Below are 26,031 nucleotides of genomic sequence, written 5' to 3'. Positions count from 1 at the left end.
CCGAATGAGTGCCAGTCCCTCGACGTCCGGGTTCCAGGGCCACGTCTTCATCCACATCGGGGAGTTCGAGGAGACCGCACGGTCGCTCGGTTGCGCCGTCGACGTCGTCGTCGACGGCGCTTTCCTGCTGCGCGAGTGAGCGCGCAGCGCCTGACACACCCACGCCCGGCATGCAGGGCGCAACGGACTGCCGGCAGCTTCCGGGAGCCCGTTCAGCCGGCGGGGCCGACGACGGTCTTCGAATGCTGCCCTGCGGCCCACGAGGCGACGATCCGCAGGCCGTCAGGGGAAGGGGAGCCGACTTCCGTGGTCCGTACGACCAGTTGCTGGTCGGGGTCCGTGCTGGCGCTCAGGGTGTCCCAGTCCAGCGAGAGCTCGCCGGCGACCGGGTGGTGGACGACCTTGGTGCCCACGCTGAGGGTGGCGACGTGGTGCGCGGGACGGATCCGGCCCCCGGCCCGTGGCCTCCGCGGTGCGCTGGGCGTAGTCCTCGACGGAGTCCTCCGTACTCTGCGCCCGGCCGCCCTGCGGCTCCTAGCTTCGTGGAGCGTCGGAACAGCCAAGGCCCCTCGAGGGTGGGTGTGAGCTCAGGACTGAGCTCACACCCACCCCGCACGTCCCGGCCCGCGGGCGCGCGAGCCAGACGGCGTTCCGGTCGAGGTGCGCGACGTGGTCAGCGAGGAGCACCGGAGACAAGCCTCGAACAGGCCAGGCCAGCGTGCCGACCCGCCCGGCTGCACCCAGAACCGGGAAACGCGGTTCGCCCTGAACACTCGCGGTCGAGCAGCCGGACATAGGTGGAACCGCTGCGTGCCACGGGAGGCGCTCCCAGGCACGCAGCGGTCAGCAATCGCATCGAGAGCCGATGCGGCTCTCGCCCACAGGTGCGGATTCGTTACTCGGCCATGGCCTTCGTCATACGCGCCCCGGTCATCGTGACCGACTCGGTTTCGGAGTCACTGTGGCGTGAAGCCCAGTTCTCGAGCGCTGTCCGGCACGCGTGGTCCAGGTGGTGCAGGCCGGAGAGGTCGAGTCCGATCGGCCGGTCCTGGGGCAGCTTCTCCAGACTGTCGAGAATCTTCGGCAGCCGCAGGAAGGTAGCGTTGCCGGACAGGTACACCTGAAGCGGGCCGGCCCCCTTGTCGACGACCTCCAACTCGATGTGTGAAGCGGCCCAGGCGGTCTTGGCGACGGACAGGGCCAGGCCGATCAGCACGCCCTCGAACATGTTCACCGTGACGATGGACACGGCAGTCACGACGAGAATCAGCGCCTCGCCCCGGTGTTCCCGCCACAGGGCCCGGATCGCGCGCAGCGGGATGAGCTTCCAGCCCGCGTGCACGAGAATGCCGGCGAGAGCGGGCAGCGGGATCAGCGCGAGAGCGGACGGAAGCAGTGCCGCGAAGAGCAGCAGCCATACGCCGTGCAGGACACGGGACGCCTTCGTCCGCGCACCCGCCTGGACATTGGCGGAGCTGCGGACGATCACAGCGGTCATCGGGAGCGCGCCCAGGGCACCGCACACGGCGTTGCCGGCCCCCTGGGCCATCAGTTCCTTGTCGTACTGAGTGCGCGGGCCGTCGTGCAGTCGGTCCACAGCCGCAGCGCTGAACAGCGACTCGGCTGAAGCGATCAACGTGAACGCCAGCACGGTTCCGAGCGCGCTCACGCTCACCATCTCACCGAATGCGTCGAGCCCGGGAGGCTGGATGGCGCCGAGCAGGCCCTGCACCTCTACCGTGGCGACCGGCAGGTTGAGAGCAAGAGTGGCGAGCGTGGCCAGCGCCACGGCGGCCAGCGCGCCCGGAACGACCTGCACCTTCTTGGGTGTCCGCTTCCAGAGCACCATGACGCTCACGGTCACGGCGCCGAGCGCCAGCGAGGTGAGGGCCGTGGTGTCGCCGACGGTCTCGATCAGCATCGACGGCAGCCCGGCCAGCTTGCCCAGCCCGGAGGCAGGGGCTTCCCGGCCGGTGGCCGCGTACATCTGCCCCGCGATGAGGACGAGCCCGATCCCGGCAAGCATGCCCTCGACGACCGAGACCGAGATGGCGCGGAACCAGCGCCCCAGCCCAAGCGTCCCCATGGCGAGTTGCAGCACTCCAGCTACCAGCACCAAGGCACCGAGCGCCGGCAGCCCGAATTCGCGCACAGCCTCGAAGACAAGCACGGTCAGCCCGGCCGCGGGGCCCGAGACCTGAAGGCTGCTCCCCCGCATCAGGCCGGTGACAAGGCCGCCCACGATGCCCGTGATCAGGCCCAGTTCGGCCGGTACACCTGAGGCGACCGCGACACCCACGCACAGGGGCAGAGCGACGAGGAACACGACGAGCGAAGCGGCGAAGTCCTGTCGCAGGTGAGGGAATTTCATCAAGAAGCCCACGGTCTCCCTCACAGCGCCTGGAAGGAGTCGGAGTGCACGTCGTGCCGGCTTACGGAGCCCGTGTGCACCTCGTAGAACCAGCCGTGCACATTCAACCTGCCGTCGTCCAGGCGCTGCTTGATGCACGGATAGGAGCGCAGACGCAGCAGCTGTGTCAACACGTGGTTCTGCACGGCCTCGGTCACGGCCGCGTCATGGGCCTCTCCTTCCGGGCACGGTGTCGTGTGCGTGAGCCAGTCGCGCACCGCAGGAACAGCGGTCAGGTCGTCCCCGCGCACCAGCGCGCCGACGGCGCCGCAGTGCGAATGACCGCAGACGACGATGTCCCGGACCCCAAGTACCTCCACCGCGTACTCCACCGTGGCTGCTTCGCTCGTGGGGTGCCCGGAGTCGTGCGGCGGGACGATGTTGCCCGCGGTGCGCAATTCAAAGAGGTCACCGGGGCGGGCGCCGGTGATCAGCGCCGGGACGACGCGGGAGTCGGAGCAGGTGATGAACAGGACCTGGGGCGACTGCCCCGCGGCCAGCCGGGCGAACTCCTCGGGACGCACGGCGGAGCGTATGGCCAGCGAGCGAGCGTGCTCGATGAACGGTTGCATGACAGTTGTTCCTCCTGGCGCGCCATCAAGGCGCGTCGGGTGTACGGACGACTACGAAGGCGAATACGGGCACGACGACATGACCCCACGTCGATGCGCGATGCGGACGTGGCGGGTGGGTCGTCAGGCGCCGGGACCTACAGGTCGGATCAGCAGCGGAACACCTGAAGCACCGCGGGGGAATGGGCCGTTGCGGCTCTCAGCGGGCAATGGGAGTGATCGAACGCGGCGAGCACGGCCGCCGGAACGTCGAAGGTGGGGGCTCGGACCGCCGCTGAACGCGTGCGCGTGTCGTCCGGAACCGGGCCGGTTGCGGGGCGGTGCCGGTCGCGCGTACGCCGGAGGCCGTGCGGGTCGGCTTCCCCGTGCGATCCGCACGACACGGATTCCTGATCGGTTGCCGCTTGTGTGTAACCGGCCGGGAGCGTGGTCGCGTCCGCGTCCGAGGCGGCGGCGAGGGACACGGGTGTGCCGTTCGCAGGCGCCGCCTCCGAGGATGACGTGATGAACGGCAAGAGCAGCAGGAATGTGGTGAGAAGCACAAGGAATTGCGCACGGATGACCCGGGGGGTTCCAATCTTCATCTGCGCCCCCACCGAATCCTGCACACCACCCGAGCCGATCAACTTACCTGCAGGAGACGCTAGCAGAGCAGAGCCTTCTCGATGTTAATTCCTCTTTACGGGCATGAGGAGGATCTGCGGAATTATTGAGTATGACAGGTGCATTCAAGCCGACAGGTTTTCGCCATGCGCACCGTACATATCTCAGCGGAATTCAACGAGGGGGTAATTCAACCCGGGAGAGAGCTGTCCCCCCTCGCCGAGCGGGCGCTCGGGAAGGGGGCAGCACAGCCAGGAGTGCCCGGCGGCCGGCCTCGTCCGGCAGATGGCCGACGGGAGGATCTGATGCCTGACGTCCCGCACTTCCGTCGCAGCCGATGGCCTGGCTGATCAGTCCTCGCTCAGGAGGGTCCCCCGGAGCAGCTCGATCAGGTCCGCGGGATCGGCGCCGGCCAGCTCGTCGAAGGCGCCGGAGTGACGTCCCAGCAGGACCCCGGTCATCGCGGCCGCCACCTGCCCGGCGCGCAGCCGCGGCCGGTCCGCTCCCTCACGGACGAATCGCCTGTGCAGGGGCTCGACGAGCCGCGTGTGCAACGCGGCCCGTGCGGCCTCGGCGCGCCCTGGTCATCGGGGACCCCATGCAGCTCACGCACATCACTCAGACCAGCCCGCAACAGCGAGGCTCTCATCCGGCGCGGGAACGGGCTACGGTCCATCTGGCTGGAGAAGCACCATCTCGCCTACCGGCGTCACTCCGCCTTCCACGCGGCCGAACAGCCCGCGGGCGGCACACTGCTTCTCGACGAGCACTTCCGCTGTCATCCGCACATCGCTGGGATCTCCAACGAGTTCTTCTATGACGGTGGGCTGACCGTCCTACGGCTCCATCTGTAGCCGAGGTCCGCCGCGAGCTCGGTCGGCAGACGGTCGCGGAATCCGCGAAGCAGCGGCGGCCCCGGCAGCGCAGAATGACCGAATACTCCACGGGGTGGCACGTGGAGAGCTCAATCAACGTGCACATCATCCCCCGCCTCGAATCGCGGAAGCTGAATTCCGTCACGCCTGTCGTGGTCGAGTGCTTCCTGGGCGAGCTGGAGACGGACGGGATCGGTCGTGGGAACCAGGTGAACATCTTCCGCACCCTCGCGGCCGCCGACGCGCGGTCCCCGCCTCGTCAGCAGCGACATGTTGCCGGTCACCTCCACGTGGGGCTGCTCTGCGACGCGGTGTTCACGCTGCTGTCGATCCCCGCGTTTTCCCGGTGCCCGTGCACGAGGCGGATCGCCATGGCACCCTCACCGACCGCCGAGGCCATCCGTTAGACCGAGCCGCTCCTGACGTCGGCGGCGACGAAGACCCCGGGAAGGGTGATCTCCAGCGCGGGCGGGCCGCGCTGGTTCGACATGTGTCAACGTAGGCAGGCGCCGACCATTAAGGCGCTGCCGCTGCTGGAGCCCAGGTATCCGGTGCGGGGGTGCCGTGCTGGCCGCCCTCGGTCATGGCCGCCATGGGCGCATGCTCGCGACCTGGGGCTGAGCCGCCGGGCGAGTGCGTCACCGGGAGGCGAACCACCGCGTTCGCCGAAGCCGGCCGGCAGGGGGCAGGCGAAGGCCCCGACTGGTTCGGGGGATCCCCAGCCGGGGCCGATCGAGAGTGGGCGCGAAGGGCGGTCGCCTCGCGGCGGGGGCTCCATAAGGCTTCAGCCGGACGATCGTCCTCATGGGCAAAGGTTGAGGCCCGGGGACACAGTTCCCTTCACGCCCACGTATGGATCAACGGTGAAGCACTCTCAAATGTTCCCTGGGAGCGGCTCATACGGGGTTTCTCCGGATGCTCGTATGAGGGTCCCGGTGACGGCGCCTGTCGCGCGGTTCCCGGCGCGATCAGGTAATCAGGAACGGTGAACAAGGACGCGACCGACCCCTTCGTGCATGTCCGGGGCGCTGGTGAGAACAACCTGCGGAACATCGATGTCGACGTTCCGCGGGACGCGATGGTCGCCTTCACCGGCGTCTCCGGTTCGGGCAAGTCCTCGCTCGCGTTCGGCACGCTCTACGCGGAGGCCCAGCGGCGCTACTTCGAGTCCGTAGCACCGTACGCCCGAAGGCTGTTGCAACAGGTCGGCGCACCGCACGTGCAGGAAATCACCGGCCTGCCACCGGCCGTGGCCCTGCAGCAGCGACGCGGGTCGCCCAGCTCGCGCTCGACGGTCGGCACCCTCACCACGCTGTCCAATCTGCTGCGCGTGCTGTACTCCCGCGCCGGCACCTATCCGCCCCGGGCCGCGCGGCTGGAAGCCGAGTCGTTCTCCCCCAACACCGCGGCCGGCGCCTGCCCGGAGTGCCACGGACTGGGCGTCGTGCACGACGTCGCCGAGGACCTGCTCGTCCCGGACCCCTCGCTGAGCATCCGCGAGGGGGCGATCGCCGCCTGGCCGGGCGCCTGGCAGGGCGCCAACCTGCGCAGTGTCGTGAGCGGCCTGGGCATCGACATCGACCGACCGTGGCGCAGGCTCAGGAAGAAGGACCGGGACTGGCTGCTGTACACGGACGACCAGCCCTCCGTGTACATCGAGCCGGAGGAGGACCGCGTCGACTACGGCTACCAGGGCAAGTTCTGGAGCGCCCGCAAGCACGTCATGCACGTCCTCGCCGACTCCAAGAGCGAGAAGATGCGCGAACGGGCGCTCCGGTTCGTCAGGAGTGTGCCCTGCCCCGCGTGTCACGGCAGCGGACTGCGGCCCGAGGCGCTCGCCGTGACCTTCGCCGGACGTTCCATCGCCGAGATCAACGCGATGCCGCTCACCGAGGTCGTGGCGCTGCTGCGGCCCGTCGCGGAGCGGCCCGAGGCCGACGCCACCACGTCGACCGCCCGTTCCGGGGAGACGACCGAGGTCGCGGTCCGGATCTGCGGTGATCTGGTCGCGCGGGTCGACGTACTGCTCGACCTGGGCCTGGGGTATCTCAGTCTCGGGCGCCGCTCGACGACCCTGTCGCCGGGCGAGGCGCAGCGCCTGCGGATCGCCACCCAGCTGCGCTCGGGGCTGTTCGGCGTCGTCTACGTCCTCGACGAACCCTCCGCGGGCCTGCACCCGGCTGACGCGGAACCGCTGCTGGATGTGCTGGACCGCCTCAAGGCGGCGGGCAACTCGCTGTTCGTCGTGGAGCACGACATGGACGTCGTACGCCGGGCGGACTGGGTGGTCGATATCGGCCCCGGTGCGGGCGAGGGCGGCGGACGCGTGCTGTACAGCGGCCCGGTCCCCGGTCTTGAGGGGGTCGGAGAGTCGGCCACGAGCCAGTACCTGTTCGGGCGCGCCCAGCCGCTCGATCACCGCCCGCGCACACCGCACGGCTGGCTGCACCTGAGCGGCGTCTCCCGCCACAATCTGCACGACGTGTCCGTCGACGTGCCGCTCTGCGTGCTGACGGCGGTGACGGGCGTGTCCGGTTCCGGAAAGTCGACGCTGGTGACTCAGGTGCTCGCCGAGGTCGTCCGCGGCCACCTCGGACTCGTACCCGAGGAACCCGACGAGGCGCAGCTGGAGGTCGACGTCCAGGACGCTTCGGGGGTCGAGTCGTTCGACCGGCTGGTCCGGGTCGACCAACGGCCCATCGGCCGAACTCCCCGGTCCAACCTGGCCACCTACACCGGGATGTTCGATGCGGTGCGCAAGCTGTACGCGGCGACGGACGAAGCCAGGGCGCGCGGCTACTCGGCCGGGCGGTTCTCCTTCAACGTGCCCGAAGGCCGGTGCGAGACGTGTCAGGGCGAAGGATTCGTCGCGGTGGAACTGCTGTTCCTGCCCGGCACCTACGCGCCGTGCCCGACCTGCGAAGGCGCCCGGTACAACGCCGAAACGCTGGAAGTCACCTACCGCGGCAAGAACATCGCGGAAGTACTGGCTCTGTCCGTCGACGCCGCCGCCAAGTTCCTGTCCGCCGTCCCGGCCGCCTCCCGCAGTCTGGAGACGTTGCGCGAGGTGGGACTGGGGTACCTGCGGCTGGGCCAACCCGCGACGGAACTCAGCGGCGGTGAGGCGCAACGCATCAAACTGGCCACCGAGCTGCAGCGAGCCCGCCGCGGGCACGCGCTCTACCTGCTCGACGAGCCGACGGCGGGGCTGCACCCCTCGGACATCGCGCTACTGCTGCGACAGCTGCACCGACTCGTCGACGCCGGTAACACGGTCGTCCTCGTCGAGCACGACCTGGACACGATCGCTACCGCCGACTGGGTCATCGACCTCGGTCCGGGCGGCGGCGACGCGGGCGGGCGGGTGGTCGCGGCGGGCCCGCCGGCCAAGGTGGCGAGGGCCCGCCGCAGCGCCACGGCACCCTATCTCGCGGCCCGGCTCGCGCGCTCCTGACGACGGAATCGCGATCGCGAATCCCCGAGCACCTGCGGCGCGACCCGGTGGTCGGGTGGTCTCGCGCACCAGCGCGGTGCGCGAGTACGCCGACTTTGCGGCCAACCGCGGGACCCGACTTGCCGCGGCAGTCCCACAGCCCGGCGTGAGCGGTCGCGTGTGGCAAGAATGACCCCATGCACATTGTGATCGCGGGTGGACACGGAAAGATCGCGCGCCGGCTGACCCGGCTGCTCTCAGCGCGCGGCGACAACGTCACAGGGCTGATCCGCAACCCGGACCACGCCGACGACCTGCGCGCGGACGGTGCGGAACCGGTGGTGTGCGATCTGGAACACGCCAAGGTGGACGACGTGGCCGGCCACCTTGGCGGCGCCGACGCGGCACTGTTCGCCGCGGGCGCCGGACCGGGCAGCGGCGCGGCCCGCAAGCAGACGGTGGACCGGAACGCGGCCATCCTCCTCGCCGACGCGGCCGAGCGCGCCGGGATGCGCCGCTTCCTGGTGATCTCCTCGATGGGCGTGGACAGCCTGCCGCCGCCCGGCACCGACCCGGTGTTTGCCACCTACCTGAAGGCCAAGGGCGAGGCGGACGCCGACATCGCCTCCCGTCCGGGACTGGACTGGACGATTCTGCGCCCGGGGATGCTGACCGACGACCCCGGTAGCGGCCGTGTCACGCTCGCTGAGCACACCGACCGCGGCCAAGTGCCGCGCGATGACGTGGCTGCGGTGCTCGCCACCCTGCTCCACGAGCCCAGGACCGCAGGGCGCATCCTCGAGCTGATCAGTGGGTCCACCCCGGTCGAGGAGGCGGTGCGCGCCGTGGCCGGCGGCTGACGCCGCATTCCGCCCTCGCCCGGGTGCGGGTAATGGCTCACACCCGGGCGCTTCCAAAGGCGCTGCGGTGGCCGCCGTGCTGTTCGCGGCGGGGGCCGTGTCCGGCACCGTGCTGACGATCGAGCTGGGGCTGCTCCGGCCCGGGCTCATGGGCAAGTACGGGCCGGCCTTCGGGTTCCGTTCGCGTCGAAAGTCTCTTCTTCCTCGAAGCAATCTTCGTGGCCATCTACATCTACGGCTGGAGGAGGCTGCCCCTGTGGCCGCACTTCTTCACCGGCGTCGTGGTCGCCCTGGCGGGCGTCGGCGGAACGGCCTCCGTCATTGCGGCCAACGGCTCGATGAACCAGCCCGCCGGAATCGCGGTGCGGAACGGGCGTGTGGTGGGCGTGATCCCGTCCCAGGTCTTCTTCAACGGCGCGCGTTCTGGTGGGAGATGGTGCACATGCTCCTCGCGGCGTACGTTGTCGCGGGGTTCATGGTCGCGGGCGTGTACGCGTGGGGCCTGCTCAAGGGGAGCCGGGACCACTACCACGGCCGGGGTTCGCCGTGCCGTTCACGGTCGCCGCGATCGCCATGCCGCTGCAGTTCCTCGTCGGGGACATGATCGCCCGCCAGGTGTACGGCGGGGAGCCGGCGAACTTCTCCGCCATGGAACTCCTACCGACCACCGGCCCGACACCGCGCTCCGTGCCGCGCTCATCTCCCCTCCCGTCCTTGGAGGTCCGCCGCCTTCGGCGTCGGGTGCGGCAGGCCGTCGCGGATGTTGTCGGCGACTACCTCTTCCTGGCCTGGTTCATCACCGCCATCACGATGATCGGCGGGGCCTTCGGCACTAGCCTCGAAGGGGACGAGAAGGTGTCCGACGCCGCCTATGGACGACGGCATCGGGAACGTCAGCGGATTCTCCGGCAGATGTCGCGGCCGGAGCCAGGCGAACGCTGGGGGCCGGACACTACCGACGGGTGACGTCCGGGCCGCGGCCCGCCCGTCACAGGGCGATGACGTGGAGGTCGACCAGGTCGAGCAGCGCCCGCAGAGCCAAGCTGGGCCGCCGGGTCGACGACGTGCCGAGATGCATGCTCCAGCGGAGCATGGTGCCGTGGACGTCCAGGACGTGCAGGCCGGGGGTGCGGGCAACGGCGAACGCGGGCAGGAAGGCGATGCCCAGACCGTGCCGGACCAGTGCCGCCCCCATGTCGATGTCGGGCACTTCCAGTGCCACCCGGCGTACGACGCTCGCCGCCGCGAACGCCCGGTCGACCACTTCGCGGTTGCCGTAGCCCGGCGGGAAGTCCACGAAGGGCTCCCCTGCGAGGTCCGCAAGCGCCACCTTTCCCCGCTGCGCGAGGGGATGGGCGGCGCTCACCGCCAGGACGAGCGGCACGGTGGCCAGCTCCCGTGCGTCGATCCCGGCGGGCTTGCGTTCGGGCAGCGACAGGAAGGCCACGTCAAGGTCCCCGCTGAGCAGCGCGTGCGCCAGTCCCGCCGAGCCGGCTGTCGCCAGCCGCAGCCGGACGTCGATCGCCGGATGCCGCGCGTGCAGCTGCCCGAGGAGCGCAGGCAGGTCCACCACTTCGACCGAGGCCATGGCCCCCACGTTCACCGTGCCGCGCAGCGTGTCCTGTGCGGCGCGCACGGCGTCCTGGGCGGCCTGGGCGGCGTTCAGGGTGGCCCGAGCCTCCGGCAGCAGCGCGGCGCCCGCCCCGGTGAGCCGGACCTGCTGCGACGTGCGCTCGAACAGCGCGCAGCCGAGCTCGCGCTCCAGTGAGCGGATCGCGGCGGACACCCCTGACTGCACCACGTGGAGCCGACGGGCGGCACGCGTGAAACTCAGCTCCTCGGCGACCGCGATGAAGTGCTCCAGCTGACGTAGCTCCACACGAGAAGTATCACTTGCATTGCTCGAATCCAGCAAAAACATTCGTTGGCGCTGATCCTGGCTGGTGAGGAGGATGGATGGAAAGCGCCATCCACTTCCGCCCGAGGAGGGGTACCCCTGCCTGCCGCCGTTCCGACGCCGCTGAACCGTCCCACAGCCGACGCTCCCTGCCACCCGACCCCCCGGATCCCAGCACCCGCTCCCGCCGGCCTGCCGCCCCGCACCCCCGCCCGGCGCCCTGCCTCGCACGCGACCGGCTTCTGGTTCGTGGCGGTGGCCTTCACGGTGCTGATGGCCTTCGGCACCGCGCCGACCCCGCTGTGGCCGCTGTACGAGGCCCGGGACCACTTCGGCGCGACCACGGTCACGGTGGCGTACGCCTCGATGGTCGTGGGCGCAGCGGCCGCCTTCCTCGGACTGGGACACCTCTCGGACCGGCTCGGCCGGCGGCGCATCATCGTCCCGGCGCTGCTTGTCGGCATCGTCGCGTCGGTCGTACTGATCATGTGGCAGGACCTGCCGGGACTGATCGCGGGTAGGATCCTGAACGGTGTCGGACTGGGGCTGATGGCCTCGACCGCGACGACGTACCTGCACGACCTCCACCACGAGGCCCGTCCGGAACGGACGGGTTCGGTGCTGCCCGGCATCGTGGCCACCGCGGCCAACCTCGGCGGCCTGGCCGCAGGGCCCCTGGTCGCCGGAGCCGCCGCCGAGTGGCTTCCCACGCCCCTGATCACCACCCAGGCGATCTTCACGCTCGCCATGGCGGTGTGCCTGGCGTTGGTGCTGTGCACCCCGGAGACCGTGGACCTGGAGCTGCCCGCGGCCGAACCGCCCAGCAGGTTCGTCCTGCGCCCCGGCGGCCGACGGGCGTTCGGCGCGGCCGGCGCGCTGGGTGCCTTCGCCTTCGCTGTCCTCGGCCTGATCTCCTCCCTCGGGGCGAGCGTGCTCCACGGCACACTGCACACCGACTCGCGCCTCGTGGTCGGCCTGGCGGCCTTCCTCATGTTCGGTTCCGCGGCGGCCGCCCAGCTGGTGCTGAGACGCCTCCCACTGCCCCGGGTCCTGACCGTGGGGGCAGTGGTCTTCCCGGTCGGCCTGGTCCTGTGCGCCGTCGCCCTCTACCACCCGGCGCTCTGGCTCTACATGGTCGCCGTGTCCCTGTCCGGAGCCGGCTCCGGGCTGCTGTTCAAGGGAGGCGTCGATCGTGCCGGTTCAGTGGCCGAGCCCGGCTCACGCGCGGGGGTCCTCGCCGTGTTCTTCGTCGTTGCGTACCTCGGAATGGGCCTGCCCTCCGTCCTGTTCAGCATCGCCCTGCGGCATTTCGCCGTGCAGACCGCGATGATCGGTTTCGCGGCGGTCCTCTCCTGCGGCGCCGTTGTGTCGGTCGCCGTCGCGTTGCGCGACCGCCCACCCGGTCCCGGCGCGCTCTCGGCGCAGTCCGCTCGCCCCTCCTGACCTCATCCCTGCGGCGCATGCGACACCGGTTGCCTGGGAGGGCGCGATCGTGGGCACTCGGTGCGGGTGCGCGTGACACGGATCCGCCGGGGGTGGGCGAGGACCCCGCGTCCGTCACGTACGTCCGCATGAAGCGGGCGCGGTGCGCGAAGGCCGGCATCCGGTCACGTCACATCGCCCTGCCTGCCATCACGACGACCGCCGAGCTGATCGGCGTCCTCGAGGGCCTGTCCGACGTCGAGTGGGAGTTCGTCCGGCCGCTACTACCCGCGTCGCTGCGGGGGCGGAAGCGGTTGGATGATCGCACCGTGCTCAACGGCATAGTGTGGAAGTTCCGCACCGGGGTGGGATGGCGGGACGTTCCTGAGCGGTACGGCCCGTGGGCCACGCTGCACACCCGATTGCGCCGGTGGGCCCTGGACGGCACTTTCGACCGGATGCTCCGGGCCGCCCAGACGAAGGCGGACGCGGCCGGGGGCATCGACTGGCTTGTGTCGGTCGACTCCACGGCCGTCCGGGCTCACCAGCACGCCGCCGGAGCACGAAAAGGGGGCATTCCCGCACTCGGACGCTCCCGGGGCGGACTGACCAGCAAGATCCACCTGGCCTGCGATGCCCTGGGACGTCCGCTCGCTTTCACTGTCACTGGCGGGAACACCAACGCATCTTCGTGTGGTCAGCAAGGCGTTCCGGAGGAAACGGCCTAGTCCCGGGGCGGCAAAGACGAGGACGTAGCTGCTCAAACACCTGTACAAGACCCTCTCCCTCGCGGAAGAAGCCACGGTCACGCTTGGCGAGACCGTTCACGGGTATCCCGCGGACGCCGTGGTGCGTGGCGTCGGCGGAGCTGCCCCCCAACCCGTGCTTCTCGACCGAGGAGTGGAAGAGAACGGGGACGCGGCACGCCACCTCCGGCTCATGCTGCACCGCCGAAAGCTGCTGAGCGGTGGTGACGGCGAAGCCGAAGCGGCTCGTTGGCCGGCCTGGCGGCTGTACGACGCCGACGAGCTGCGAGGGTGACCCTTCGGGCCCGACGCCTTGGCTGGCCATTCAATGCCCTGGTCGTCCGGCGGAGCCGCCGGCAGCTCAGCGCTGAGGACACGCGGGCTCGGCCCACCCTCCACCAGAGGCATCACGCTGCGCGTGGCCCAGGTGCAGCAGCCGCTGCTCGGTGTCTTACCGAGGATGGCCACTCCGGCGAACTGCCACTGCACCCGTGCACCGTTCACGGTCGCCCGGGCGGTAGCCCTGAACCTCGGTTTCACCCGAGGGGCGCCCGGATCTCCGTTCGCCCAACCAGCCGCTGAACGTACCTGATACTCAGTCAGGAAAGTCAGCATTGAGTCAGCATCCGTCCTGGCACACAAGGTCGGACGCGGGCACAGATGGGAACGCTGGTCCAGCGGAGGGCTCCCCCCGGAGACACCGTCAGCCGCTTTCCAGGCCTCCCCCGCCCGCCGTACGATGCAGGCACGATCGGACATGCCTCGAAAGCCAAGAACCCGTAAGAACCCGCAGCTCAGCGCACACGTCCACGCGGCTTCAGGGGCACATCAGGCAGTGCTGGAGCCGGGAGGGGCGGGCCGTCGTAGCCACGTACGGCGCCAAACCGATCACCGTTCATCCAGTCCTCGCGGGCCTGCCTGATATCGTCCTGGGTCCTGGCCACGAAGTTCCACCACATGACGATCTCCTCCTCGAACGGCTCTCCGCCGAGGAGCATGAGCCCGGCATCGGACTCGGCGCGCAACGGCAGTTCGGTGCGGCCGCAGCCGAGGTAGAGCATCGACCCCGGGAGGACCGGGACATCGTCGACATGGGCCTCGCCGGACATCGACAGCACGGCGTACTCGAAGTCAGGGTCCAGCGGCAGCCGGGCTTCGGCGCCCGCGGTCAGGGACAGGTCGGCCCCGACGAGCGGGGTGTAGGCCGTCCCGGGCGAGGCGGCTCCGTCGAGCTCACCCAGGATCACGGTGGCGGTGACTCCCGGCGCTGTGACGGCGGGCAGGTCCGTGTGGTGCTGGAAGTGCGGCTCGACATGCCGGTGGGCATCGGGCAGAGCCACCCAGAGCTGGGCACCGTGCAGAAACCTGGCGTGCTGCTCCGGGCTCTCCTCGGAGTGGCTGATGGCTCTGCCGGAAGTCATCAGGCCCAGCTCCCGCGGCCGGATCTGCTGGAGGCTGCCCAGGCTGTCCCGGTGCAGCACCTCCCCCTCATGCAGCCAGCTGACCGTCTGCAGCCCCATGTGGGGGTGCGGCGGCACCTGCATCCCGGGCTCGTCCGCGATGTCGTCGGGGCCGTAGTGATCCACGAACGCCCAGGCGCCGACCATGCGGCGTCCCAGGTTGGGCAGCAGTCTGCGCACCTCGGTGGATTCGCCGAGCTGGACATGGCGCGGAGTGAGGAGTTCACGTACCGGTTCGGCGACGACGAAGCCGCGTCCTCCGCAGACGGAGAGAGCGGCCTGGCGATCGAGATTGCTCATGGCGCACAACCTATTCCCGTACGGCTATGGAGCACCGGTCCCCACGCCGAAATTTTAGTGGAATGTTCAACCACTGTGCGCTGTTGACGGGTCTGTAGACATCGCGGCCGAGGAGGAGAAGTGAACGACACCTACTACGAGTTCGGTACGCCCGCCGACCGCTGGGACCGGGCCCAGTTGTTCTTCGAGGCGAAGGAGTACCTGACCGCGGCGCGGATCCTCGGCGGGCTGGTGCAGGAGGTACCGGAGCAGGTGGCGCCGCGGCTGCTGCTGGCCCGCTCCTACTACCACTCGGCCAGGCTCGCCAAGGCCGAGACCGAGCTGCGCGAGGTGCTGGAGCGCAGTCCTGTCGAGGACTATGCGCGGCTTATGCTCGGGCGCACCCTCGAGCGTCAGGGCCGGCACGCGGAGGCTGCCCCCCATCTGCGGATGGCCCGGGCGATGAACGGGGACCTCGGACCCGAGCTTCTTGCGCGGGAGCAGCCGAACCAGGGGTGACACACACCGGCCGGGGGAGAATGCTTCACTCCCCCGGCCCGGGTCACCTTTCCGCGTTCGACACCCGGTCCAGCCATTCGGTCATCAGCGCCGATTCGGCAGTACTGAGACCGGATCCGTGCGACCGGCGCAGCAGGGCGCCCAGCCGGGCGGCGGCGGAGGGGACTTCGGCGTCCACCGGCTCGCTCGCGTGTGCGTCCGGGGTGAAGACGGCGGCGTGCACGGCGTCACGGACACGCACCGACACCCCGGCGTCGTGGAAGGTCGCGGGCCGGGAGACCAGCATCAGCGCGACGCCCGTCGTGGCCGACATGATCATCTGGGCGGCCAGTTCGGGCGCTACGCGCAGCTTCCCCTGTTCGGCCGCCCGCTCCAGGTCCCGAGTCAGGATGCGATGCGACTCGAAGGCGGCCGCCGGCGGCGTCCGCATCGCCGGGGAGTTCATCAGCCGGTACAGATTCGGGTTCCGGAGAGCGAAATCGACGTGGCTGTCCCAGCCGTTACGGAGATCCTCGACGGGGTCGGTGGTCTCCCCACGCTCTCGCTTGGTCGCCAGATAGGCGTCGAAGCCATGGTCGACGACCGCCGACAGCAGGCCTTCCTTGTCCCCGAAGTACCTGTAGAGGGCAGGTGCTCCGACCTGCGCCGCCTCGCACACGGCGCGCGTGGAGATGTCCCCGTCGGGGGACTCCGCGACCAGCCGGGCCGCGACTTCGAGGATGCGCGCTCGTGTACTCACCGGAGGGACGCTATCAAGCGCCGTACGGGGCCTACCGGACGGTGCGGGCGGGGGCGGCCCGCCCTCCGCGGCCTGCTTTTTTTCGGCACGTCGGCCCACGGCGTCCCGGGGCATGACCGGACCGACCGGCCGGTCAGACGATTCCGCCGTTGGCACGCAGCACCTGGCCGTTGACCCAGCGGGCGGGACCTGCGAGGAAGGCGACGACCTCCGCGATGTCCTCGGGGGCTCCCAGCCGCTCAAGCGGAGGCTGGGCGGCCATCCTCGCGATGGTCTCCTCGTCCTTGCCGTCCAGGAACAACGCGGTGGCGGTGGGTCCGGGGGCGACGGCGTTGACCGTGATGTCCCGGCCGCGCAGCTCACGGGCGAGAATCAGCGTCATCGCCTCCACGGCCCCCTTGGTGGCGGCATAGGCGGTGTATCCGGGAATGGCCAGCGCCAGCACCGAGCTGGAGAAGTTGATGATCGCCCCGCCTGCTCGCAGACGGCGCGCAGCCTGCTGGTCGACGACGAAGGTCCCACGGATGTTGGTGCGGTACATCCGATCCAGCGCGTCCAGGTCGAGGTCGACGAGCGGGGAGAGCGACATGACGCCCGCGGCGTGAACGACCACGTCCACTCCCCCGAAGGCCTCCTCGGCCGCGTCGAAGAGAGCGGCGACCGCCGCCTCGTCGGCGACGTCCGCCTGGTGCGCGACGGCCTCGCCACCCGCGGCTACGACGGCGGCCACGGCCGCCTCGGCCTCGGCCTTGTTCCCGGCGTAGTTGACGACGACCGCGAACCCGTCCGCCGCCAGCCGCTCGGCACACTCGCGGCCGATACCTCGCGAACCTCCGGTGACAATCGCGACCCTGCGTGCGGGGGTGGTGTGCTGCTCGGTCATGACGTTGCTCCTATGGCAAAGAAGTTGCCGGCGGTTCCACAAACCCTGACAACAACAACGCTAACACCAAGGCGTTAGCGCCGCTACTTCAGGACGATAGCGATGTTACTAGCGTCGCTACCCCGGTCGGAAGGGAATGAATACTCGGGTGCATCCGCCTTCCGACCCCTGATAGTCAGGCGTCATGGCCCTGGAGATCCTCATGACCACCCGCCTCGCCCTGCATCCGCTGACCGCCGCGCAGGCGGGGGTGGTGGAGAGCGGCGACACGCACACCCCTCCGGACGGAGCACGGTGGGCGCCCGGCTACCCCGACGAGGGCGACCGGGCAGGCGCCCGACGCTTCCTGGCGGCCTGCGCGAGCACCGGAAACCCGCAGCCCTTCGGCCCGTACGAGATACGACGCCGTACGGACGGGATGGCGATCGGCGGCGTGGCCTTCCACGGCAGACCGGACGCCGCAGGCCAGGTCACCATCGGATACGGCCTCATCAGCTCGGCACGCGGCCGGGGTTACGCCTCCGAGGCGCTCAGGGCGCTCCTGACCTTCGCCCGGTCCCAGGGGGTTCGCTCCGTGAAGGGCGACACCGATCTGGACAACGTCGGATCCCACCGCGTCATGGCATCGGCCGGCATGCGTCTGGTCGCGGTGGACGAACGGCTGAAGCACTACCGCGTCGACTGGCCCGGCACTTCCCCGGGAGAGGAAGTGCCGTGGTCCGACAGTGCGGTCCGGTGAGAAGGGACGCGCCCGGCGTCACACGGAAGAGCTCTCCGGGAGCACGATCGCGGTCACCGCGAAGCCGTCGTCGATCAGCCACCTGCCCTCGTACGACCTCGGCATCCCGGGCGCCGTCAGCAGGAGTGTCGCGACGAATGTGCCTTCGGTGGCGGTGTCCGCACTCGTGCGGAAGCTGATGTCCGCCTCTTCGAAGCCGAGTTCGATCCGGGTGAGCGGGAACCACGTCTTGAAGACGCTCTCCTTGGCGCTGAACAACAGCCGGTCCCAGTGAACCGGGCTGTCCGTGTCCAGGGGCACCCTCGCTCGTTCCGAAGGCAGTGAGATCGTCTCCCACACGCCGGCCGGAAGGGGTTCGTTGGGCTCGGCGTCGATACCGAGCGCGCGCACCTGGGACGCCCTCGCCAGTACCGCCGCGCGATAACCCACGCAGTGCGTCATGCTGCCGACGATCCCGTCCGGCCACAACGGCACCCCGCGATGGCCGGTCATCACGGGAGCCGGAGGCAGTCCCAGGGTGGCCATGGCGCGTCGCGCGCAGGCGCGGACCGCCGCGAACTCGTGCCGGCGCCGGTCCACGCTCGCGGCCACCAGCCGTGCCTCCTCCGGGTACAGGCTGCCTGCCGGAGCGTCCGCCTCGTAGGTGTCCGCGCACGCGACGTACGCGGGAAGGAGCCGTTCGATCACGAGGCGTCGCCCTTCACGGCCGTGGGCGGCTCTCCGTCGTACGGAAGGATCTGCCGCAGCAGCCCGCGCGGGTGGCCCCGCTTCCGCCACTCCCGGGGGTAGCCGATCGAGACCTCCTCGAACCGTACGCCGTCGTGCCAGGTCGTCCGCGGGATGTGGAGGTGTCCGTAGACGACGGCCGCGACGTTGAAGCGGCGGTGCCAGTCGGCGGTGAGCTCCGTTCCGCACCACTGGGCGAACTCCGGATACCACATCACGGAGGTGGGTTCGCGCAGCAGAGGCCAGTGCCCCGCGATCACGAGCGGTACATCCGGGTCGTGCGCGGCCAGCCGCTGCTCGGTCAGTGCCACCCGTGCCCGGCACCAGTCGTCACGGGTCGGATAGGGGTCTGGGTGCAGCAGGTATTCGTCGGTACAGACGACGCCCGCCTCGTGGGCGCGGGCCAGGGACTCCTCCTTGGTCGTCGTCCCCGGGGCCCTGAAGGAGTAGTCGTACAGAAGGAACACGGGGGCCACCGCCACGGGCCCGTCCGGGCCCCGCCACAGAGGGTAGGGGTCCTCGGGCGAGGTCACGCCGAGCTCGCGGCACACCTGGACGAGGTGCTCGTACCGCGCGTGGCCGCGCAGCCGTACGGGGTCCTTGTCCACGGTCCACAGCTCGTGGTTCCCGGGAGTCCACACCACATGGGCGAATCGGCCCGCGAGCAGTTCCAGCGCGCGTTCGACCTCCTCCGCCTGTTCGGCCACATCCCCCGCGACGATGAGCCAGTCCTCGTCGGCAGTCGGGTGCAGCCGGTCGGCGATGGGCCGGTTGTCGGCGATCCCGACGTGGAGATCGCTGACCGCGAGGAGTCGGCCACGGCCTCCCGACGGGTGAGGGACCGGCTCGGTGGTGGAACTCATTGTTCGAATTTACAGTCTCCGCGGCTCCACCGGGGCCACTCCTCCCGACGTGCCCGCCGTTCATCCGCCCGAGATGATTGAGCAGCCGCCTCCGGGGAACGCGGCGGCACATGGCAGCACACCCGTAGCCGTCAACGGAGAGAGGGAGACGCCGGTGACAGACGCCGAACAGCCGCAGGACCCGACACGACGCCATCCGCAGCCCGATTTCCCCCAACAGGAGCAGGAGCATCCGGGCCGGACCGACGCGATGGATCCGACACCGGACCATGGGGAGGACTCCTACCGGGGCAACGGTCTCCTGCTCGACCGCGGAACGGTCGTCACCGGCGGCGACTCCGGCATCGGCCGGGCTGTCGCCCTGGCCTTCGCGCGGGAAGGGGCGGACGTGCTGTTCACGTATCTGCCCGCCGAGAAGAGCGAGGCGGAGGAGACCTCCCGGCTCGTCGAGGAAGCCGGCCGGAGGGCGGTGGCGGTCGCCTGCGACATCCGTGACGAGGAGCAGTGCCGGGCCCTCATCGAAAAGGCCGTGTCGGAGTTCGGACGGATCGACGTCCTGGTGAACAACGCCGCCTACCAGATGTCTCAGCCCGACGGCATCGCCGCCATCTCGACCGCTCAGTTCGACCGTGTGGTGCGTACCAACCTGTACGGGATGTTCTGGCTGTGCAAGGCCGCTCTGCCGCACATCCCGGCAGGGGGCTCGATCATCAACACCACCTCGGTACAGGCCTACAAGCCCAGCCCTCATCTGCTGGACTACGCCATGACGAAGGGTGCCATCGTCACCTTCACCCAGGGGCTCGCCCAGATGCTGGCGTCCGACGGAATCCGCGTCAACGCCGTCGCCCCGGGGCCGGTCTGGACACCGCTGATCCCCGCGACCATGCCCGACACGACGGAGTTCGGGAAGCAGAGCCCCCTGGGCCGGCCCGCGCAGCCTGCCGAGATGGCGCCGGCCTACGTCTTCCTCGCGTCCTCGAACGCGTCGTTCATCACCGGCGAGATCATGAACGCGACCGGCGGTACGCCGCTGCCCTGACGGTGAATGCCCCGACGGATCCCAGGGAAAGCGCTGTTCATGCGTGCAGATCATCATGAAGCACCCGTTCTCGACGCACTGGCCGCCTACAAGGAGAAGGGCGAGCTGGGCTTCTCCCCACCGGGCCACAAGCAGGCTCGAGGAGCCGATCCAGCGGTGCGGGCCGTTCTCGGAGATGCGGTGTTCCACGGCGACGTACTCGCCAGCGGCGGGCTGGACGACCGTCGTGAGACCTCCGGTGCGCTGCGCCGCGCCGAGGAGCTGATGGCCGACGCCGTGCACGCGGAGCACACGTTCTTCTCCACCTGCGGCAGCTCCCTGTCGGTGAAGGCCGCCATGCTGAGTGTGGCCGCCCCGCACCGGAAGCTCCTGGTCGGCCGGGACGCCCACAAGTCCGTCGTCGCCGGGCTGATCCTGTCCGGCATCGAACCCGTCTGGGTGGAGCCGCAGTGGGACACCGAACGGCACCTCGCCCACGCCCCGTCGGCGGAAACCTTCGAGAGGGCGTTCGAGCGGCATCCGGACGCCTGTGGCGCCCTGGTCACCAGCCCCACTCCGTACGGGTCCGCCGCGGACCTGCGTGCCATCGCAGAGGTGTGCCACCGCCGGTCCAGGCCCGTCATCGTCGACGAGGCATGGGGCGCCCACCTTCCCTTCCACCCCGACCTGCCCTCCTGGGCCATGGACGCCGGTGCCGATGTCTGCGTCACCAGCATCCACAAGATGGGCAGCGGCCTGGAGCAGGGCTCGGTCTTCCACCTCCAGGGCGACCTCGTCGACCCTGACACGCTCGCCTCACGCGCGGACCTTCTCGGCACCACGAGCCCGTCCGTCCTGCTGTACGCGGGCATCGACGGCTGGCGACGGCAGATGGTCCTGAACGGATACGAACTGCTGTCCCGCGCCCTCGATCTGGCGGGAGACGTCCGGGAGCGGATCGAGAAGATCGACGGGATGCATGTGAACGACCGCGAGGACTTCTGCGGGCCGGGAAAGGCCGCGGAGTTCGATCCGCTCCCCGTGATCATCGACATCAGTGAACTGATGACCAACGGCTACCGGGCAGCCGACTGGCTCCGTACGCACCATCAGATCGACATGCACATCGTCGACCACCGGCGGATCAGCGCCCAGTTCACCCACGCCGACGACGAGTCCACCGCCGGCCGCCTGCTGGAGGCCCTGCGCGACCTGTCCCGGCAGGCCCACACTCTCGGCCCGGCGCCCGTCGTCGAGCTCCCCGGACCGGACGAACTGCGCCCGGACCAGGTGTGCCTGCCCCGGGACGCCTACTTCGCCGCCACCGAGGACGTTCCGGTGGAGAAGGCAGTGGGACGCGTCGCCGCGGAGATGATGACCCCCTACCCGCCGGGCATCCCCACCGTCCTCCCCGGCGAACGGCTCACCGAGCCCCTGCTCCGGTATCTGCGGTCGGGTATCGAGGCGGGAATGAACGTCCCCGACCCGGCCGACCCGACCTTGCGGACGGTGCGTGTCCGCGCGGACGGCTCGGGCCCTGGGACGTGACCGCGCGGGGCACTGAGGTTCACGCGCGACACGACGGAAAGGACGGGCCACATGCCCATCGCCACGTACACCCTCGTCGCTCTCGACTGCCGCGACCCCTGGTCACTGGCCGGTTTCTACCAGGGCGTTCTGGGCGGTGAGATCAAGAAGTACAACGACGACTGGTACGACCTGCGCGTTCCGGGCGGCGCCCACATCGCGTTCCAGCGGGCGGCCGACCACCGGCCACCGGAGTGGCCGCGCGGAGACCGCAACTCCCAGCAGGCACACCTGGACTTCGACGTGCCGGATGTCGAGCGCGCGCAGGAGGAGGTGCTGGCGCTCGGTGCGACACCGCTGGATCTCGACGACCGGGGCGGTGAGCGCAGGTTCCGCGTGTACGCCGACCCGGCGGGGCATCCGTTCTGTCTCTGCTGGCAGTGAGGCCCTCGGCGCCTCCAGGCTGCCGCCCGCGCCCCGGCCACGGGCATACCGAGGACCCGACGGCCCGTGTCGCCGCCGCGCCTCGCGACCTGGCACGGCGAGAATGAGGAACCATGAGCCGAAGTGCCCTCATCGTCATCGACATGCTCAACACCTACAGCCACCCGGATGCCGAGATCCTCATTCCCTCGGTACGCGAGGCCCTCCCCCGCATCGTGGACCTCATCGAACGCGCCCGTGACGGGGGTGTGCCGGTGATCTACGTGAATGACAATTTCGGGGAGTGGCGGTCCCACCACGGCGAAATCATCGACGCGACATTGTCGGGGCCGTACAGCGAGCTGGTGGAGCCCGTGCTGCCGGACGACGAATCGCTCTTCGTCGTGAAGGCCAGGCACTCGATCTTCTACGAGACGCCACTCACCTACCTTCTGTCGCAGCTGGACGTGGGCCGTGTGATCCTCTGTGGTCAGGTCACCGAGCAGTGCGTCCTGTATTCCGCCCTCGACGCCCACATCCGCCACCTGAGCGTGACGATTCCCGACGATGCCGTTGCCCATATCCATCCGGACCTGGCGAAAGCTTCCCTCCAGATGATGGAGCGCAATATGGACGCGTCGATCCGAAAGGCCGTCGACGTCGAATTCTGATGTCCAGATCTCGCGGGCAGGACCGGTACAACCGTCGTGCCGTACGGGGCATTTCTGCGGCCGTGCCGAGTGGATCAGGCATTCGGAGGGGACAAGTGGCGCCGAACCCGACGTCCGGTCCCCGCCCGAAGGAGTGTTTCCAGCGATGCGTGCTCTGGCTTTCGTCTGCACCCTGAACTCCTCACCCACCCCTTCCAGCAGCCATCTCATCGCCGACCAGGTGATGGCCGAGTTCGAGAGCCTCGGGGTGAGCGGCGAGGTGGTCCGTGTGGCCGACCACGACATCCGGCCGGGAGTGGAGATCGACATGGGCGACGGTGACGCCTGGCCCGCACTGCGCGAGAAGGTCATGGCTGCCGACATCCTCCTCATCGCCACCCCCATCTGGCTCGGCCATCCGTCCAGCGTCTGCCAGCGCGTCCTGGAACGGCTGGACGCCGAACTGTCCGAGACCGACGAGCAGGGCCGGCTGCTGACCTACGGCAAGGTCGCCGCCGCAGCGGTGGTGGGGAACGAGGACGGAGCTCACAAGGTGAGCTCCGATCTGTTCCAGGGTCTCAACGACCTGGGGTTCTCTCTGGCGCCGGGAGCCGTCACCTACTGGGTGGGCGAGGCCATGCAGGGCACGGACTACAAGGACCTCGACGGTCCCCCGGAGGCGGTCGCCTCGACGACGCGCACCCTTGCCGTCAACGCGGCCCATCTGGCACGGCTGCTGACCGGCAGTCCGTACCCCGCATCCTGAACGCTGCCCGGCGGTCAGGAGGGCTGGACCTCGTCGAAGAGGGCGAGAGCTTCGGAAGGGTCCGGACTCACGAGGCGTTCCAGACCGGCAGTCGTGATGCCCGCCCATCTGCCGGCCCGTGTCCACATCTGTTCCTCGAAAGCGCGGACGACCTCGTCCAGATCGCCGGGCCCGGCGGCGGCGACGGCCTCGCCGAGTTCGGCGCCTTCCAGCATCGCGAGGTTCGCGCCCGCCCCCAGCGGGGGCATCAGATGGGCGGCGTCGCCCAGGAGCGTCACCCCGGGGACGTGGGCCCAGGTGTGGGAGACGGGGAGAGCATAGATGGGGCGGTGGGCGAAAGCGGTGCCGTGGCGGAGGAGATCGAGGACGGGGGCGGCCCAGCCGTCGAACCGGGCCAGCAGCTCCGATCGCACGGCGTCGGCATCGGCCGGGTCAGTAAGCCGGCCCGCGTCCGTACGCCGGTCCAGCTCCACGCGGAACTGGGCGTACACCTTGACGTGGCCGCCGCTGTTGCGCTGGGCGACGACGGCGCGGTTCACGCCGTAGACAGCCACGGAACCGTCGCCGACCAGCCGCGCGAGATCGGGGTGGCGGGTGTCGATGTCGTCCAGCGAGGTCTCTACCAGAGTGACGCCGGTGTACCGCGGCGTCACGGCCGAGACCGCCGGGCGGACCCGGGACCAGGCACCGTCGGCGCCGATCACGAGGTCGAACGTCTCCTGTAGCCCGTCCGCGAAATGGACCAGCACGCCGTCCCGGCTCCCCGGCACCACCTTCGTCACGCCCCGCCCCCACCGGACGTCCAGAGGCCCGAGCAGCAGGTCACGGAGTTGCCCGCGGTCGATCTCGGGATTGGCCCGCTCATCCGGACGAGGTTGCCAGTCGCGGAGGACGGTGCCGTCCACGTCCAGGATGCGCATGGCCTGCCCCTCGGGACGGGACAGCGCCTGGAACTCCTCCAGCACCCCCGCCTTCTCCAGCGCCAGCTGGCCCAGCCCCTCGTGCAGGTCCAGCGTGCCGCCCCCGGGACGGGCGTCGCGGGCGGGATCGCGTTCGAGGACGGTGACAGGATGGCCATGACGGTGCAGCACTCGGGCGAAGGTGAGGCCGGCGGGGCCACTGCCGATCACGGCGATACGGGATCTCATGGCAGGCCAACTTACGGCGCCTCAGCCGGCCGGTCCCGCCCTGTCACAGAACCGGGACGACCACAGGACCGGGACGGCGGCGTGAGCCGACGGGCACCTGGCCCCATGGGACGGCGGCGCCCTCAGGCCGTCGCCGCCGGCCGGTAGGGGCGGAAGAAGGCCCGGAGCTCCTCCGCGTAGATCTCGGGCTCCTCGAACGGCGCGAAGTGTCCGCCACGCGGGGGTTCGGTCATGCGCACCATGTTCGTCGTGCGCTCCAGCCACGCCCGTGGCGGGCGGACGACGTCGCCGGAGAAGATCGAGAAGCCGGACGGCACCTCGACCCTCCGTTCGTACTGTGCGGGCGGGACGGCGGCGTTCGCGTGGTACATGCGCATGGACGACCCGATCGTGCCGGTCAGCCAGTAGAGCGTGATGTTCGTCAGGATCTCGTCCTTCGTGAAGCTCCGCTCGACGTCACCGCCGCAGTCGCTCCAGGCCCGGAGCTTCTCCAGGATCCAGGCCGCGAGGCCGGCCGGTGAGTCGTGGAGCCCGAAGGCGGCTGTCTGAGGCTTCGTCCGGTGGATAGCGGCGTAGGCACCCTCGGTCCCGCCCCAGGCCGTGGCGGACTCGATCCAGGCCCGCTCCTCCGGCGCGAGGTCCGCGGGGTCGCCGGTGAACCTCGGCAGACCGCCGTCCGTACGGTGGACGGCCACGACCCGTGCGGGGTGGTCCAGGCCCAGGAAGCGGCTCACGTGACTGCCGAGGTCCCCGCCCGCCGCGCCGAACCGCTCGTAGCCGAGGACGGTCATGAGCTCGGCCCAGAGGCCGGCGACGGCGATCGAGTCGAGGGGCGGTCCGACAGGGCGGTCGGAGTATCCGAAACCGGGAATGTCGGGCACGACCACGTCGAACGCGTCGGCCGGATCCGCACCGTGCGCGCCCGGGTCGGTGAGGAGCGGGATGACTTTCGAGTAGCGCCAGAACGAGTCCGGCCATCCATGGCTGAGGACCAGCGGCAGGGGCTGTCCGGCAGGCGCGACGGCCCTGGCGTGCACGAAGTGGATCCCGAGGCCGCCCAGCGGAACGCGGAAGCGGGGAAGCCGGGCGAGCGCCGCCTCCTGCGCCGGCCAGTCGAAGTCCTCCACCCAGTAGGCGACGAGTTCACGGAGGTAGGCCAGATCGGTCCCCAGCGACCACCCGGCGTCCTCCGGCGCGTCGGGCCAGCGGGTCGCGCGGAGCCGCGTGCGCAGGTCTTCGAGCGCGGCGGGATCGGTCTGCTGGACGAACGGCTCGGGGCGGGGCTGGGCTTCCGGCATGGACGCATCCTAGAAGGCCGTCCCCGCACCGTGGTTCGGAAGCCGGAAGTGTCCCGTCGCGCGTCGGGCCCCGGAACCGTCCGCCGGCCTGCAGGTGGCCGGACCTCAGTGGGCCGTGGCGGAGTGCGCGCTCTTCAGGAGTACAGTCGCCCTGCCCAGTCGCCCCAGGTCC

At 70.0% G+C, this 26,031-nt stretch carries 26 protein-coding genes and 3 pseudogenes; 16 read left to right on the top strand and 13 right to left on the bottom strand.

Annotated features, from left to right (window positions below; all coding sequences use genetic code 11):
- The first annotated feature begins 4 nt into the window (after nucleotides 1-4).
- Nucleotides 5-139 carry a hypothetical protein gene (locus OG379_RS36250; protein ID WP_405667476.1) on the top strand — a complete coding sequence of 45 codons (135 nt, stop codon included), beginning with the start codon at nucleotides 5-7 and terminating at the stop codon, nucleotides 137-139.
- A 73-nt stretch (nucleotides 140-212) separates the two neighbouring features.
- Here the strand turns inward: OG379_RS36250 and OG379_RS36245 are convergent.
- The 5 genes and pseudogenes from OG379_RS36245 to OG379_RS36225 all read right to left on the bottom strand — a co-directional run.
- Nucleotides 213-437: pseudogene (locus OG379_RS36245) on the bottom strand (transcriptional regulator); the annotation flags it as partial.
- A 458-nt stretch (nucleotides 438-895) separates the two neighbouring features.
- On the bottom strand, nucleotides 896-2,371 hold the full coding sequence (locus OG379_RS36240) for a SulP family inorganic anion transporter (RefSeq protein ID WP_405668774.1): 1,476 nt from the start codon (nucleotides 2,369-2,371) through the stop codon (nucleotides 896-898).
- 20 nt (nucleotides 2,372-2,391) lie between these two features.
- Nucleotides 2,392-2,982: a carbonic anhydrase gene (locus OG379_RS36235; RefSeq protein ID WP_405667475.1), complete on the bottom strand. Its 591-nt coding sequence runs from the start codon at nucleotides 2,980-2,982 to the stop codon at nucleotides 2,392-2,394.
- A 149-nt stretch (nucleotides 2,983-3,131) separates the two neighbouring features.
- Nucleotides 3,132-3,590, bottom strand: coding sequence for a hypothetical protein (locus tag OG379_RS36230; RefSeq protein WP_405667474.1), 459 nt, complete (start codon nucleotides 3,588-3,590; stop codon nucleotides 3,132-3,134).
- 345 nt (nucleotides 3,591-3,935) lie between these two features.
- The gene (locus OG379_RS36225) at nucleotides 3,936-4,139 is read right to left on the bottom strand and encodes a hypothetical protein (protein ID WP_405667473.1); all 204 of its coding nucleotides are present in this window, start codon (nucleotides 4,137-4,139) and stop codon (nucleotides 3,936-3,938) included.
- A 401-nt stretch (nucleotides 4,140-4,540) separates the two neighbouring features.
- On the opposite strand from OG379_RS36225, the gene OG379_RS36220 reads away from it, so the two are divergent.
- The 6 genes and pseudogenes from OG379_RS36220 to OG379_RS36195 all read left to right on the top strand — a co-directional run bounded on the left by OG379_RS36220 (nucleotide 4,541) and on the right by OG379_RS36195 (nucleotide 9,719).
- Entirely contained in the window at nucleotides 4,541-4,867 is a 327-nt protein-coding gene (locus tag OG379_RS36220) for a hypothetical protein (protein WP_405667471.1), read from the top strand.
- A 578-nt stretch (nucleotides 4,868-5,445) separates the two neighbouring features.
- The gene (gene uvrA, locus OG379_RS36215; RefSeq protein ID WP_405667470.1) at nucleotides 5,446-7,914 is read left to right on the top strand and encodes an excinuclease ABC subunit UvrA; all 2,469 of its coding nucleotides are present in this window, start codon (nucleotides 5,446-5,448) and stop codon (nucleotides 7,912-7,914) included.
- A 176-nt stretch (nucleotides 7,915-8,090) separates the two neighbouring features.
- Nucleotides 8,091-8,753, top strand: a complete 663-nt coding sequence (locus OG379_RS36210) for an SDR family oxidoreductase (protein ID WP_405667469.1) — start codon at nucleotides 8,091-8,093, stop codon at nucleotides 8,751-8,753.
- A gap of 218 nt (nucleotides 8,754-8,971) precedes the next feature.
- Nucleotides 8,972-9,109: pseudogene (locus OG379_RS36205) on the top strand (cytochrome ubiquinol oxidase subunit I); the annotation flags it as partial.
- Between the two features lie 77 nt (nucleotides 9,110-9,186).
- Nucleotides 9,187-9,357 carry a cytochrome ubiquinol oxidase subunit I gene (locus OG379_RS36200; protein ID WP_405667468.1) on the top strand — a complete coding sequence of 57 codons (171 nt, stop codon included), beginning with the start codon at nucleotides 9,187-9,189 and terminating at the stop codon, nucleotides 9,355-9,357.
- Nucleotides 9,300-9,719, top strand: coding sequence for a hypothetical protein (locus OG379_RS36195; RefSeq protein WP_405668853.1), 420 nt, complete (start codon nucleotides 9,300-9,302; stop codon nucleotides 9,717-9,719). The genes OG379_RS36200 and OG379_RS36195 overlap by 58 nt, the downstream gene beginning before the upstream one ends.
- A 22-nt stretch (nucleotides 9,720-9,741) precedes the next feature.
- On the opposite strand, the gene OG379_RS36190 is transcribed toward OG379_RS36195, so the two are convergent.
- The gene (locus OG379_RS36190; protein ID WP_405667467.1) at nucleotides 9,742-10,632 is read right to left on the bottom strand and encodes a LysR family transcriptional regulator; all 891 of its coding nucleotides are present in this window, start codon (nucleotides 10,630-10,632) and stop codon (nucleotides 9,742-9,744) included.
- Nucleotides 10,633-10,905: 273 nt separating this feature from the next.
- Between OG379_RS36190 and OG379_RS36185 the strand changes: the two genes are divergently transcribed.
- Together OG379_RS36185 and OG379_RS36180 are read left to right on the top strand one after the other, a co-directional pair.
- Nucleotides 10,906-12,093, top strand: coding sequence for an MFS transporter (locus OG379_RS36185; RefSeq protein WP_405667466.1), 1,188 nt, complete (start codon nucleotides 10,906-10,908; stop codon nucleotides 12,091-12,093).
- Nucleotides 12,094-12,185: 92 nt separating this feature from the next.
- Nucleotides 12,186-12,755: pseudogene (locus tag OG379_RS36180) on the top strand (IS5 family transposase); the annotation flags it as partial.
- Nucleotides 12,756-13,612: 857 nt separating this feature from the next.
- Here the strand turns inward: OG379_RS36180 and OG379_RS36175 are convergent.
- Nucleotides 13,613-14,578: a pirin family protein gene (locus tag OG379_RS36175; RefSeq protein WP_405667465.1), complete on the bottom strand. Its 966-nt coding sequence runs from the start codon at nucleotides 14,576-14,578 to the stop codon at nucleotides 13,613-13,615.
- 120 nt (nucleotides 14,579-14,698) lie between these two features.
- On the opposite strand from OG379_RS36175, the gene OG379_RS36170 reads away from it, so the two are divergent.
- A complete protein-coding gene (locus OG379_RS36170) occupies nucleotides 14,699-15,076 on the top strand; it encodes a tetratricopeptide repeat protein (protein ID WP_393759699.1) in 378 nt (125 codons plus the stop codon).
- A gap of 43 nt (nucleotides 15,077-15,119) precedes the next feature.
- Here OG379_RS36170 and OG379_RS36165 read toward each other — a convergent pair whose 3' ends face one another.
- Together OG379_RS36165 and OG379_RS36160 are read right to left on the bottom strand one after the other, a co-directional pair.
- Nucleotides 15,120-15,815: a TetR/AcrR family transcriptional regulator gene (locus OG379_RS36165; RefSeq protein ID WP_405667464.1), complete on the bottom strand. Its 696-nt coding sequence runs from the start codon at nucleotides 15,813-15,815 to the stop codon at nucleotides 15,120-15,122.
- Nucleotides 15,816-15,948: 133 nt separating this feature from the next.
- Nucleotides 15,949-16,698, bottom strand: coding sequence for an SDR family oxidoreductase (locus OG379_RS36160; RefSeq protein WP_405667463.1), 750 nt, complete (start codon nucleotides 16,696-16,698; stop codon nucleotides 15,949-15,951).
- 184 nt (nucleotides 16,699-16,882) lie between these two features.
- Here OG379_RS36160 and OG379_RS36155 point away from each other — a divergent pair, with 184 nt between their 5' ends.
- Nucleotides 16,883-17,437, top strand: coding sequence for a GNAT family N-acetyltransferase (locus tag OG379_RS36155; protein WP_405667462.1), 555 nt, complete (start codon nucleotides 16,883-16,885; stop codon nucleotides 17,435-17,437).
- A gap of 18 nt (nucleotides 17,438-17,455) precedes the next feature.
- Here OG379_RS36155 and OG379_RS36150 read toward each other — a convergent pair whose 3' ends face one another.
- Complete coding sequence (locus tag OG379_RS36150; RefSeq protein WP_405667461.1) at nucleotides 17,456-18,124, bottom strand: 4'-phosphopantetheinyl transferase; 669 nt, start codon at nucleotides 18,122-18,124, stop codon at nucleotides 17,456-17,458.
- Nucleotides 18,121-19,026, bottom strand: coding sequence for a metallophosphoesterase family protein (locus OG379_RS36145; RefSeq protein WP_405667460.1), 906 nt, complete (start codon nucleotides 19,024-19,026; stop codon nucleotides 18,121-18,123). Before OG379_RS36145 ends, OG379_RS36150 begins: the two co-directional genes overlap by 4 nt.
- 154 nt (nucleotides 19,027-19,180) lie before the next feature.
- Here OG379_RS36145 and OG379_RS36140 point away from each other — a divergent pair, with 154 nt between their 5' ends.
- The 5 genes from OG379_RS36140 to OG379_RS36120 all read left to right on the top strand — a co-directional run bounded on the left by OG379_RS36140 (nucleotide 19,181) and on the right by OG379_RS36120 (nucleotide 23,413).
- Complete coding sequence (locus tag OG379_RS36140) at nucleotides 19,181-20,068, top strand: SDR family oxidoreductase (RefSeq protein ID WP_405667459.1); 888 nt, start codon at nucleotides 19,181-19,183, stop codon at nucleotides 20,066-20,068.
- 39 nt (nucleotides 20,069-20,107) lie between these two features.
- Complete coding sequence (locus OG379_RS36135; RefSeq protein WP_405667457.1) at nucleotides 20,108-21,595, top strand: aminotransferase class I/II-fold pyridoxal phosphate-dependent enzyme; 1,488 nt, start codon at nucleotides 20,108-20,110, stop codon at nucleotides 21,593-21,595.
- Between the two features lie 51 nt (nucleotides 21,596-21,646).
- Entirely contained in the window at nucleotides 21,647-22,018 is a 372-nt protein-coding gene (locus OG379_RS36130; RefSeq protein ID WP_362936942.1) for a VOC family protein, read from the top strand.
- A gap of 113 nt (nucleotides 22,019-22,131) precedes the next feature.
- Nucleotides 22,132-22,668: an isochorismatase family cysteine hydrolase gene (locus OG379_RS36125; RefSeq protein WP_393759716.1), complete on the top strand. Its 537-nt coding sequence runs from the start codon at nucleotides 22,132-22,134 to the stop codon at nucleotides 22,666-22,668.
- A gap of 145 nt (nucleotides 22,669-22,813) precedes the next feature.
- Nucleotides 22,814-23,413, top strand: coding sequence for a flavodoxin family protein (locus tag OG379_RS36120; protein ID WP_393759718.1), 600 nt, complete (start codon nucleotides 22,814-22,816; stop codon nucleotides 23,411-23,413).
- Nucleotides 23,414-23,427: 14 nt separating this feature from the next.
- Here the strand turns inward: OG379_RS36120 and OG379_RS36115 are convergent, their stop codons facing one another.
- Together OG379_RS36115 and OG379_RS36110 are read right to left on the bottom strand one after the other, a co-directional pair.
- On the bottom strand, nucleotides 23,428-24,561 hold the full coding sequence (locus OG379_RS36115) for an FAD-dependent oxidoreductase (protein WP_405667455.1): 1,134 nt from the start codon (nucleotides 24,559-24,561) through the stop codon (nucleotides 23,428-23,430).
- A gap of 122 nt (nucleotides 24,562-24,683) precedes the next feature.
- Complete coding sequence (locus OG379_RS36110; RefSeq protein ID WP_405667453.1) at nucleotides 24,684-25,859, bottom strand: epoxide hydrolase family protein; 1,176 nt, start codon at nucleotides 25,857-25,859, stop codon at nucleotides 24,684-24,686.
- Between the last annotated feature and the right edge of the window lie 172 nt (nucleotides 25,860-26,031).

It is taken from the genome of Streptomyces sp. NBC_01166, assembly GCF_045039765.1.
In the GTDB taxonomy this organism is placed as follows: domain Bacteria; phylum Actinomycetota; class Actinomycetes; order Streptomycetales; family Streptomycetaceae; genus Streptomyces.
The sequence above is the reverse complement of the archived record's forward strand: the minus strand, read 5'-3'. Positions and strand labels throughout refer to the sequence as shown.

Coding starts and splice junctions, on each gene's coding strand:
- OG379_RS36155 (WP_405667462.1), top strand. CDS start 16,883: ATGGCCCTGGAGATCCTCATGACCACCCGCCTCGCCCTGCATCCGCTG.
- OG379_RS36160 (WP_405667463.1), bottom strand. CDS start 16,698: ATGACCGAGCAGCACACCACCCCCGCACGCAGGGTCGCGATTGTCACC.
- OG379_RS36115 (WP_405667455.1), bottom strand. CDS start 24,561: ATGAGATCCCGTATCGCCGTGATCGGCAGTGGCCCCGCCGGCCTCACC.
- OG379_RS36250 (WP_405667476.1), top strand. CDS start 5: ATGAGTGCCAGTCCCTCGACGTCCGGGTTCCAGGGCCACGTCTTCATC.
- OG379_RS36110 (WP_405667453.1), bottom strand. CDS start 25,859: ATGCCGGAAGCCCAGCCCCGCCCCGAGCCGTTCGTCCAGCAGACCGAT.
- OG379_RS36130 (WP_362936942.1), top strand. CDS start 21,647: ATGCCCATCGCCACGTACACCCTCGTCGCTCTCGACTGCCGCGACCCC.
- OG379_RS36200 (WP_405667468.1), top strand. CDS start 9,187: ATGGTGCACATGCTCCTCGCGGCGTACGTTGTCGCGGGGTTCATGGTC.
- OG379_RS36240 (WP_405668774.1), bottom strand. CDS start 2,371: ATGAAATTCCCTCACCTGCGACAGGACTTCGCCGCTTCGCTCGTCGTG.
- OG379_RS36210 (WP_405667469.1), top strand. CDS start 8,091: ATGCACATTGTGATCGCGGGTGGACACGGAAAGATCGCGCGCCGGCTG.
- OG379_RS36135 (WP_405667457.1), top strand. CDS start 20,108: ATGCGTGCAGATCATCATGAAGCACCCGTTCTCGACGCACTGGCCGCC.
- OG379_RS36120 (WP_393759718.1), top strand. CDS start 22,814: ATGCGTGCTCTGGCTTTCGTCTGCACCCTGAACTCCTCACCCACCCCT.
- OG379_RS36145 (WP_405667460.1), bottom strand. CDS start 19,026: ATGAGTTCCACCACCGAGCCGGTCCCTCACCCGTCGGGAGGCCGTGGC.
- OG379_RS36125 (WP_393759716.1), top strand. CDS start 22,132: ATGAGCCGAAGTGCCCTCATCGTCATCGACATGCTCAACACCTACAGC.
- OG379_RS36175 (WP_405667465.1), bottom strand. CDS start 14,578: ATGAGCAATCTCGATCGCCAGGCCGCTCTCTCCGTCTGCGGAGGACGC.
- OG379_RS36235 (WP_405667475.1), bottom strand. CDS start 2,982: ATGCAACCGTTCATCGAGCACGCTCGCTCGCTGGCCATACGCTCCGCC.